The 280-nt window shown below is 43.6% G+C and carries 1 protein-coding gene; it reads left to right on the top strand.

Translation table 11 applies throughout. The annotated features are described in order from the left end of the window. Positions 1-280, top strand: a 280-nt coding sequence (locus tag AAEY62_RS22025) for a dihydrodipicolinate synthase family protein (protein WP_350636532.1), incomplete at both ends; no start/stop codon positions are given.

The following is a 280-nucleotide window of genomic DNA, read 5'->3' as shown; positions in this document are numbered from 1 at the left end:
AGCCTGGGTTGAATACTGTAACCACTTGCCTATTCATAGCTTTTTACTTGGCTCGCCGCTTTATGCAAAGCCCGGTGTAATTGGGCAAACCCATTGGTTTGAAAGCCTTTTAAATATAAGTAAACACACTTGTATGCTTTATAACGTACCAGGGCGAAGCGCTGTCGATATTCCAGTGGCAACCATTCAAAACCTACAACAACATAAAAACCTATGGGCACTTAAAGAAGCCAGTGGCAACATTGCGCAATTTGAAGCTTACCGTCAAGCGGCTCCTAAC

Source organism: Pseudoalteromonas sp. GW168-MNA-CIBAN-0100 (genome assembly GCF_040309225.1).
GTDB lineage: Bacteria > Pseudomonadota > Gammaproteobacteria > Enterobacterales > Alteromonadaceae > Pseudoalteromonas > Pseudoalteromonas arctica.
This window is presented reverse-complemented; position numbering and strand designations above follow the sequence as displayed.